This window comes from Flavobacterium sp. (assembly GCF_043773265.1).
Classification (GTDB): domain Bacteria; phylum Bacteroidota; class Bacteroidia; order Flavobacteriales; family Flavobacteriaceae; genus Flavobacterium.
This window is the reverse complement of sequence record NZ_JAYVFH010000279.1, coordinates 1-10195: the sequence shown is the minus strand read 5'-3', so window position 1 is coordinate 10195 and position 10195 is coordinate 1. Positions and strand designations below refer to the sequence as shown.

General features: G+C 29.2%; 5 protein-coding genes and 1 pseudogene. All 6 read right to left on the bottom strand.

All coding sequences use genetic code 11. The features are described from left to right. Positions 1-4285 (bottom strand): M43 family zinc metalloprotease (locus ACH2BO_RS14525; RefSeq protein WP_395045452.1); only part of this gene is annotated, 4285 nt, incomplete at its 3' end. Between the two features lie 89 nt (positions 4286-4374). Further along, positions 4375-4827 carry a GNAT family N-acetyltransferase gene (locus ACH2BO_RS14520; protein ID WP_395045451.1) on the bottom strand — a complete coding sequence of 151 codons (453 nt, stop codon included), beginning with the start codon at positions 4825-4827 and terminating at the stop codon, positions 4375-4377. 47 nt (positions 4828-4874) lie between these two features. Then, a complete protein-coding gene (locus tag ACH2BO_RS14515; RefSeq protein WP_395045450.1) occupies positions 4875-5855 on the bottom strand; it encodes a DUF4837 family protein in 981 nt (326 codons plus the stop codon). A gap of 37 nt (positions 5856-5892) precedes the next feature. After that, the gene (locus ACH2BO_RS14510) at positions 5893-8244 is read right to left on the bottom strand and encodes a LysM peptidoglycan-binding domain-containing protein (RefSeq protein ID WP_395045449.1); all 2352 of its coding nucleotides are present in this window, start codon (positions 8242-8244) and stop codon (positions 5893-5895) included. A 104-nt stretch (positions 8245-8348) separates the two neighbouring features. Further along, positions 8349-9536, bottom strand: coding sequence for a phosphoglycerate kinase (locus ACH2BO_RS14505; RefSeq protein WP_395045448.1), 1188 nt, complete (start codon positions 9534-9536; stop codon positions 8349-8351). 159 nt (positions 9537-9695) lie between these two features. Further along, positions 9696-10195 (bottom strand): annotated as a pseudogene (locus ACH2BO_RS14500) (hypothetical protein); the annotation flags it as partial.

Sequence of the window (10195 nt, the reverse complement as noted above, 5' to 3'; positions counted from 1 at the left end):
TGACAACTGACGGACTCCAAGTTCCAGTTATTCCATTATCATCTACTAAAGGTAAAATTGGAGCTGTTGAGCCAGTACAAAAAGATGTTGAAATATTAGAATTATTAAAACTTATAGTTGCTAATGGATTTACTACAACTGTTAAATTAATCAAATTGCTTGAACAACCTCCAGAAGTTGGAGTAAATGTATAAGTTGTAGTAATCGTGTTATTTACATTTGGTAACCATGTGCCCGTAACTCCATTTAACGAAGTGGTTGGTAATGTAAAATTTTGTCCAGCACAAATTGGAATTATAGAATTGAAAGTTGGAACTAATGTGTTTGTTACTGTTAAATTATAAGTATATGGTGGTAAACAATAACCTGCTGCTGGTGTAAAAGTGTAAATTGCGCTTGTGGTGTTATTTATTGTTGCAACATTCCATGTACCAATGATACCATTTGAAGATGTTGTAGGTAATGTAAAAGTATTTGAACCATTACATATAGTAGTTGGTAATAACGTTGCATTAAAAATTACACTTGTTGGATGATTGGTTATTATAACAACATTGCTGTAATTCGGTGCAATACACTCCGAATTTGGGTTTCCAAAACTCACTCTCCTTATATATAAAATAGGATTTGAATTTATAAGAGAATTTATAAAACTTGAAGGTAGACTTGCGGTATTTGGTGAAAGTGGGATTGGATTATAATTAATTCCATTATTTGAATATTCCCAACCATATCCTGTAAAAGTTATTCCAATATCTACATTATTAATTGATAAATTGTTGCAATTGTAATTAATTGCTCCGCCAACCGCAGTTGGTGAATAGCTAATATTTCCTAAACTACCAGAATTTTGTAAAGGATCTATTGGGTGTTCAATTCCCACAGGACAATTTAGATAATTTCCAGATATATGTAATTCTACAGGAAATTGATTTGTTCCAGTGGCTGTAGGTAAAAATAAAGGCGTATTTCCAGTAGAAGGATTAATATTATTAAATACTAAATTAAAGTTTGGAAGATTCAATTGATTTTGAATTGTTCCATTAAAATTATGTGTAAATGTTGTTCCAATTAATTGATTTGAAACTGGGTCAAAGAGTTGAAATGTTAAACTATTCTGAACATTGGATAAATTAAAATGATTTGGAATATTGCAACTGTATATTACATTATTTAAAAAAGCACTGGAAAAACTAACAGAATAATCATTACCAAAACAAACATCTTGTTCACCAAATATAGAAAAATTAAATTTTAAGGTTTCTGAATTATAAATATGAAATTCTTCACTTTCTTTTGTTTTAGGTCTACCACAATAAGGTTCTTTATATGCTACGATTCTTTTGTAAGTATTGCATTGATTAGGTGTGTAATTATTAGATAATGTTAATGGTGAAAAAAGAGGAAATGGTGGTGTATATGACAATTGAAGTGTTTCATTTGTTGCGCCATCAATTGGCATAAATATATTGTTAATATTATTTTTTCTATACCATTGATATGTTTTGGGTTGTGTAATACACGTAGGTGTTAAGTGTAAATTTGGTAAATTATTAACTCCGCATAATAAAATATCACCATTTACGATACCTGAATGAAATAATGTATCTACATTATCTCCTGTTGCACAATCTGGAATATTATTATAAAAAGAAACAAAAATTCTAAATTCATCAGTAAATTCGCCTTGTAAAGTTCTATAAGTTATTCTAAAATCTCTAAAAGGAACATCATCGTCGGTTAAACATATTTTAATTCCTGTAATACTATTTTGTGAAGTAGATACAAATGGATATGAATTAATCAATACGGTTCCATTAGTATCAATCATATCTATTTTAACATTCGCAAAATTGTAAGAGGTAGAAGTCAAATTACTTGGGAATGCTACTACCTTAGGAATTGGAAGTGGAATGAAAGCGCAACTTTCAATACCTGGCGAACCACATGGAGCAGATAAATTTGGAATTTCAAGTGTAAAAACTTCTGGTGATCCTCCACCTAGACATTCTATTCCATAATAGGCATAAGCGTTTTGATGGGCAGGATTTGCAATATTAGAATGTGAGAAGAAAGTTACTGTAATTTCAGTATTTGGACTCATGTTTAAAAATTCACTATAATCCAAATCAATAAATTTCCATTGCAACATTTTTTTATAACCATTATGTGGTGATAAATTATATGGTCCAAAAACAGAAGGCAAATCTGGACAATTACTATTCGGATTTCCATTAATTAAGGATATTACATCAAAAAACTTTCCATATATTCCAACTGAACTTTGATTTATGTCATCAATGCCAATTGTTGTATTGTAACTACTCATAACTGTGTTTACACTACTGTTGTATTTATACTTATTTAAAATTCCAAATGCAGCATCATTTTGAATAAATTCATTATGAAAAGGATATTTTATTAAAGATTGACTACCTTGTGTTGCTCCTAAATACCAAACTCTAAATCTGCAATTATTATTGTTAATAATTAAAGTTCGTTTGGCATAAAAAGCTTGACCACCACCATTTTGTAATTTTCCAACTTTCATTACTCTTGTTATGTTAGCATCACTCGGTAATGGAATTCCACCTAAAACTGGATCAATACTAGAACTTATAGAATTTCCTGGGGTTAATTGTATTACATCAAAACCTGATTGGTCAAAATCTGTTTGTGTATTATTAAAATGTGTTGAACCAACCGGATAATTATTAGTTGATGTATTTAAAACCCAACCATTTGAAAAAGAATTTCTTTCCCAATTAGTATTTATCCAATCATTTAATGAATTAGAATTTGGAACTATTAAATTACAAACTCCAGCATTTGGTATTACGCAAAAATTATATGTAGTATTTGTTACACATTGATTGTTGGAGATTAAAATTGCACTAATTATTAGTTGATAATTACCTGTAGCTAAACTTGGAATTGTAGTGTAATTTGATCCTACGCCTGAGTAAGATATTGGGTTTGGACTATTAACAGAATTTAAAATCCAAATATATTGTAAATTTGGGTTTGGCGAAGTGATGCAAGGTCCAACTAAATTAATTTGTACAAGAGGTGTCTCAAAATTACTGTTTTGAGTTATATAATGTTTTGGGTTTTCTAATACAGGACTTGTACTAATAGTAAATGAACAATTTAACATGGCATCACAATCAATACAAGGTGCTTGTCCTAGCAATGCTTTTCTTGGACCAGAAATTTGGTCTACCATAAAATTCATCCTTGTAATTTGACCTATTGTAAACTTCTTTTGCCAAGCCCAAACTCCATAATCCATAAAATTATCTTTTGGATCATTTACATCAGTTGTTGGGTTATTTGTACTTCCATCAGATATAGTAAAGGTTGCATCAGTGATACAAGTATTTGGAAATGAATCTTGGAAATAACCATTAGCTTGTAATTGATTTGGTGGCGTATCACAAACCATATCACCATCAAATAAACAATTTGAATTTGTGCAAGAGCATATTTCAAAACTCTGTTGGCAAATACCAAATGTATGAAACAAACCTAAATAATGTCCCATTTCATGTGCCAAAACATTCATATTGGTATTTAAAGAACTATTATTTATTAGATAATTTCTTTCAATGTAAATTCCATCTATTTTATTTCCGTGAGATGAAGGTAAAGTTGCAAAACCGGCAACAGAACCAAGTATATCATCTACAATGTAAATGTTAATATATTTATTAGGATTAAAAGTGCTTTGTGAATTTGATGCGTCGACTAATGCTTCAATCATACTTTGATCAGCGTTATTTAAACCTGCTGCTTGGGAAATTCCAGGATGATGAGATAAATTAACTGTATAATTAATGTTATTTTGGTTTCTTCTAGCCATACAGAACTGAATAAAAGTGTTATTACCAACTGTACCATTTAAATTAGTACCATTAAATATTAAATTTAATTTATCAATAATATATTGATAATCTGTTAAAGAAGCAGTTGAAGGTATTAAATAACTATTACTATTTGTCAAATCGTGAAATGCTACTGTTAAGTTTGTAACATTTGGTGGTACTTGAACAACCTGATCAAATTCTTTTAATTTTTCATAATTTTTAGGTTGACGTTGAGCATATTCTTGCCATTGAACAGTATTATCCTCAAACTTTTTTAAATAATCAGGATTTTCTTTTAAATTTTTTAAATGTAATTCATCTGTGGCACAAGTTCCACTTTTAACATCCTGTGCGTTTAAGAAAAGAAAAGAAAAGAAAAGAAAAGAAAAGAAAGAGTTAAAAATTTTTTCATAAACCATATATTTAAAATTATTATTAGGAAGAATAATTTATAAAATTAAGAAAAAAATTGTAAGAAAAGCAAAAAATTATATTTATTTTAAAATTATCATTCTCTCTTCATCTCAATATGCTCAATATCATCTTCCAAATAAACGTCACTAGTTTTTAAAAATCCATGACTTTCGTAGAATTTTTGTAAATACAATTGAGCCGAAATTGTAATTTTAGTTTCATTAAAATGTTTTTCAATTGCTTCAATTGCATTTTGCATTAACTCATGTCCTAATTTTAATTCTCTGGATGATTGTTTTACAATAACACGACCAATCGATGCCTTTTCAAAATAATCATTTGGTTTAAATATTCTGGCATAAGCAACCAATTTTTGGTCAATTTCTCCCAAAAGATGTAATGCTTTTTCGTCTTTGCCATCAATGTCTTGATAAATGCAGTTTTGCTCAACTACAAAGACTTCGCTACGCAATTGCAGCATTGAATATAATTCTTGTATAGAAAGTTCTTTAAATGGCTTTATTTTCCAGTTTATTGTGTCTTTCATATATGCTGAATTTAGTTCAGCATCTTTAAATGCTGAAAGTAGTAGTGTTATTTTTTCTTTAAAAATTGTACCGATTTTATAATGGCTTCCAACTCAAACATTAAATCGCGTTTTTGCTTAGATGGTGCATAACAAAATCCTTCAATAACTAAAATTCTATTGTTTTTTTCGTCTTTTATGGCATAATTAATAAATGGTCCGCTCATGAAATCATTGGTTAAATCCCATGTTCCTTTGGTTTCATAAGTAGTTTTACCATAAATTGTTGTTTTTGATAAATATGGTGAAAAAGCTGTTTCGGTTTGCATTTTGGCTCTTGGCTTGTTGCCATGAATGTATTTTCGACCAACAGAATCTCTGATTTTTACAATTCTATTTACTAAATTTATAGTGTCTTTTAAGGAACTTAACGGAACTTGGTAAGCAAGTAAACATAATTTTCCGCTTGTAATTTCTTTTTTTAACCAAAGAAATTTTTTGCCTTGCAAAACAATACTGTATTTGGCCGGAATGTTTATTAAAACATTAAATCGTGATTTTATTTTATCTCTTTCTAGTGACTGTCTAATAGTTCTTTTTTGAAAAATAGAAATTTCAGATTTTTTAATTTCGTTAATTATTTTGGGTGCATTAACTTCGATACTATCAATAATTTCTTGAACTGTTTTTCCTGAAATGTGAACTGCAATTTGTGGTGTTACATATTCGTTTTGCTTAATGTAAAATTTGGTTTTAGATTCTTTTTTTACCACAATAATATTGCGACTGTTGGTCATAAAACCTTCTAAAAGTTTAACTGGATATTGATTTAATGTAAATATTGGTTCTTCTTCCTGCAGGCCAATAACTGGCGATGCAAATTTATTTCTAATAGAATCGCCAACTTCTCCATTCCAAAGCTGATCATCAATAATTACAGAAACGGCATTAATCTTGCTTGAACTATCGTCAGAAAGAGTTACTTTCTTTTGATTGCATGAAGACAAAATTATGCCAAGTAATAGATATAAAAAAAGGGTTTTATTCATTAGTAAATAAAACCCAAATTTATTGAAGATTTTTTGATTATCCACCAATTTTTAATTTCATTCCTGGTTGAATATTTTCTGCTTTTATATTATTCCATTTTTCAATTTCTGCAATTGTAACTCCAGGAAATTGTCTTGAAATACTTGTAAGTGTATCACCTCGTTTTACTTGATATAGTTTTTGTTTAGCTTTTTTAGAATTTGCTGCATAATCATCTTCTTTAGATTTTTTTAAGGTAACATCTTCTTTACCAACTATAAGTTTGTCGCCTTGTTTAATATTAGTATTAGATAATGAATTTAATTCTAAAATTGTATTTATTGTAGTATTGTATTTTCTTGCAATAGTTCCTAGAAATTCTCCTTTACCAACAATGTGTTCAATGTTTTTTGATTCTGTTTTAGATTGAACAACCTCATCTTTAGTTACTAAACTTTGATTAGAAATAATAAGTTGTGTACCAACTTTAACATTGGTATCAATTAAATTATTCCATTCTTTTAGGTTTTCTAATGTTACTTTATGATTTCTTGCTATTGATGATAAATTATCTCCTTTGGCAACTATATAATAGTTTTCAGATTTAGTTACTTCTTCAATTACTTCTTCTTTTTTAGCTTTTTTTGGCTCTATTTTTTTTGGCTCTGCATTTGCAACATCTTCATTTTTAGAAGTAAATGGTTGTTTTACTTCTTTTTTTATTGTTGTAGTTACTTTTTCGGTTTTTACAATTTTTAAATTATCGCCAAGACCAACATTGCTTCCTTTTATCTTATTCCATTTTTTAATATCTGTTATAGAAACATCATATTTGGATGCAATTTCTCCTAGATTATCACCTTTTTTTACTTTATGGTATTTGGTAACTTCTTTGTTGGTAACTACTTTTTCGGTTTTATATATCTTTTCTGATTTTGGTTCATTTATTGCAACATCATCGGTTTTTTCTTTACTAATCGTTGGTGTTTTATTTACCAAAGTAGAATCAATAATTGTTTTACTTGCAATATCATTATTAGATTTAAAAGCTATTTTTTCAGTAGAAAGAATTTTTAGATTTCTTCCTAATGGTGCTTGATTGCTTTTTAGTTTGTTCCAATCTTTAATATCTTCTATAGAAACTGAATACTTACTTGCAATTGTGCTTAAATTATCACCTTTTCTTACTTTATGATATTTAGTTCTGGTAACATAATCTTTATCTGAATAAGAGGTATTGGTTGTATCGGTTCTTTTTACTGTAGCTAATCTTTCATAAGGTCTTTCGCGTTTACTGTCTTCATAATTTAGATAAGCATAAACTTTGTCTTCGTTAGAAGTAAAAATTGCAATTCTATCTTTTGGCAATCTCAAAAAATTGTTTTCGCCTGTAATTGCAGGAATTTCATTTCGTTTGTATGAAGGATTAAAAAATTGTATTTCGGCAATCGGAATATCAAGTAATGCTGAAATTTGTTTAAAAGTCATGTGCTTTTTTACCATAATAGTATCAGTTGCAAAATGATTTGCTACGGCTTTATTTGGTACAATTCCGTGTTCTTTGTGGTATTCAAAAATATACATTGTTGCCAAGAAAGCTGGTAAATAACCTTGCGTTTCCTTTGGAAGGTTTTTTCTAATGTTCCAATAATTTTGTTGTCCACCAGAACGACGAATAGCTTTGGCAACATTTCCTGGACCAGAATTATAAGATGCTAAAACCAAATCCCAGTCGCCAAAAATTTTATACATATTTTGCATGTATTTGGATGCTGCTTGACTTGCTCTTAAAGGATCACTTCTTTCATCTTCATAAGAAGTTATATTTAATCCATATTGTTTACCTGTTTGATACATAAATTGCCACAAACCAGTTGCTCCAACACGAGAAACTGCCAACGGATTTAATGCTGACTCAACAACAGCAAGGTATTTTATTTCTAAAGGAATATTGTTTTTAGCCAATTCTTCTTCAAAAATCGGAAAATAAAATTGCGAAATTCCCATTAAACGTTCAAATCCTTTTTTTCTGTTTTTTAAAAAAGATTTTATAACATTTTCCAATCCAATATTGTATTCAATATTAAAAGGTGATTTTTCATCAAGTTTCTTTAATCGTTCTTTCAATAATTCTGTAGGTAATTCATATTCTACTGTTTTATCAACGTCTATAGTTTTAATATCTTGTAAAAGTGAGTTGTAATTATCTAGTGATACAAGCTCTTTCATCCAAAGACTATCGATGCACGAAGCCATATCGTCGTTAATAAAAGTAGCTTTTATAGAATCTAGATATGAAATTTTTATTTCTGGTTTTACAATAGAATCTAGTTGATTTACAACTTCTTGTCCATAAAAAGTAGATGAGGCAACTAAAAGAAATGTGGTTATTTTATTTTTTAATGTCATAATGTAATTTTCTCAATAAGGTATTAATCAGCATTTTATGCTATAAGGCAAACATACTTCTTTATAACGTATTAATTTGTTTAATTATTGTTAAAGTCTAAAATTTAGTCTAAAATGGCCTGAATTCCAGGTAGCGTTTTGCCTTCTAGCATCTCTAACATTGCTCCACCACCAGTAGAAACGTAACTCATTTTATCTTCTAGTCCAAATTGTTTTACTGCCGAAACAGAATCGCCACCACCAACTAATGAAAAACATCCATTTTGTGTAGATTCTGCAATATATTTTCCGAGAGTTATTGTACCGTTGGCAAATTTTTCCATTTCAAATACACCCAAAGGTCCATTCCAAAGAATGGTTTTGGACTCCATAATTACTTTTTTGAAATTTTCTAATGATTTTGGTCCGGCATCTAAACCTTGCCAACCGTTAGGAATTTCGTTTACATCAACTATTTGTGTATTGGCATCGTTAGAAAAAGAATCGGCAGCAACAACATCAACTGGAATGTGAATTTGAACTCCTTTTTCTTTAGCTTTTTTCAAAATTTCTAACGCCAATTCCATTTTATCATCTTCACAAATAGAATCGCCAATTTTTCCGCCAAGTGCTTTTACGAAAGTAAAAGTCATTCCGCCACCAATAATCATATGGTCTACTTTGTCTAGAATGTTTTCTATAACTGTAATTTTAGAAGAAACTTTAGAACCACCAAGTACAGCAGTTACTGGTTTTACAGAGTTATTTAAAACTTTATTTAAACTTTCTATTTCTTTAGCAAGAAGCAAACCAAAACATTTATTTTCTGGGAAAAACTGGGCAATAATTGTTGTAGAAGCATGTGCTCTGTGTGCTGTGCCAAAGGCATCGTTTACATAAATGTCTCCAAGTGAAGCAAGTTCTTTGGCAAATGCAACATCGCCAGCTTCTTCTTCTGGATAATATCTTAGGTTTTCTAAAAGTAAAACTTGTTTTGGTAACAATTTAGATGCTGCATTGGTTGCAATTTCTCCTCTACAATCTGATGCAAATTGCACTGGAACACCAAGTACATCTGAAACCGTTTTTACTATATGTTGTAAGGAATATTTATCTTCTTTTCCTTTTGGTCTGCCCAAGTGTGACATTAAAATTACACTTCCACCATCGGCAAGGATTTTATCTATTGTTGGCTTTGCTCCTTCAATTCTATTGGTATCGGTAACGTTAAAATTTTCGTCTAGCGGAACATTAAAATCTACACGAATTAGAGCTTTTCTATCTTTAAAATTAAAGTCGTTTATAGTCTTCATTAGTCAATGTCAAATTAAAAATTAATTTGCAAATATAGTAATTTAGATTTTTATCGATAATTTTAGCTTTTTAACGTCGAAATAGTTTAAAATTTATCTATTGGCTGAAAAATTATATTTTAATTTTTCGCTTAAATCAAAAAAGTTTAAATGACTTTATTAATCTTCGTTAGCAATAATTTCTGTTGCATTGTTTACAGATAATATCCAAATTCTATCTTTATAAGTTCCATTAACTTTGGATAAATACAAACTTACAGCTTCAGTTTCTGTAGCAACTTTATCAAGATAAATGTATTTGTATTTGTTAATTGGATTAATAAACGATTTAGAATCTAAACCTTTTGTACCAAGAAAATTTTGAAAAAGTCTAGCATTTTCATCGCTTGCAAATACATTGGCAACAATATAATATCCTTTAGGTTGGTTGGTAATATTTAATACTTGAATTTCTAATGCTTTAGTTGTTTTATCACCTTCAATTCCTTTAATAAAAGTTGCTCTGTTGGTTGCAGAAATACTTTTATTGCTTCCATCGGCAATCATTTCATTATTGGCAGGAATTAATTTTACATTGTTTTTAATGATTTCTACTTTAGATTTTATTGTTTTATTAGTAACTGCAATTGGCTCGCTTACAACAACTTCTTTAACATTTG

Excerpts from the sequence above, each read along its gene's own strand:
- ACH2BO_RS14520 (WP_395045451.1), bottom strand. The coding sequence starts at position 4,827 with ATGAAAGACACAATAAACTGGAAAATAAAGCCATTTAAAGAACTTTCT.
- ACH2BO_RS14515 (WP_395045450.1), bottom strand. The coding sequence starts at position 5,855 with ATGAATAAAACCCTTTTTTTATATCTATTACTTGGCATAATTTTGTCT.
- ACH2BO_RS14510 (WP_395045449.1), bottom strand. The coding sequence starts at position 8,244 with ATGACATTAAAAAATAAAATAACCACATTTCTTTTAGTTGCCTCATCT.
- ACH2BO_RS14505 (WP_395045448.1), bottom strand. The coding sequence starts at position 9,536 with ATGAAGACTATAAACGACTTTAATTTTAAAGATAGAAAAGCTCTAATT.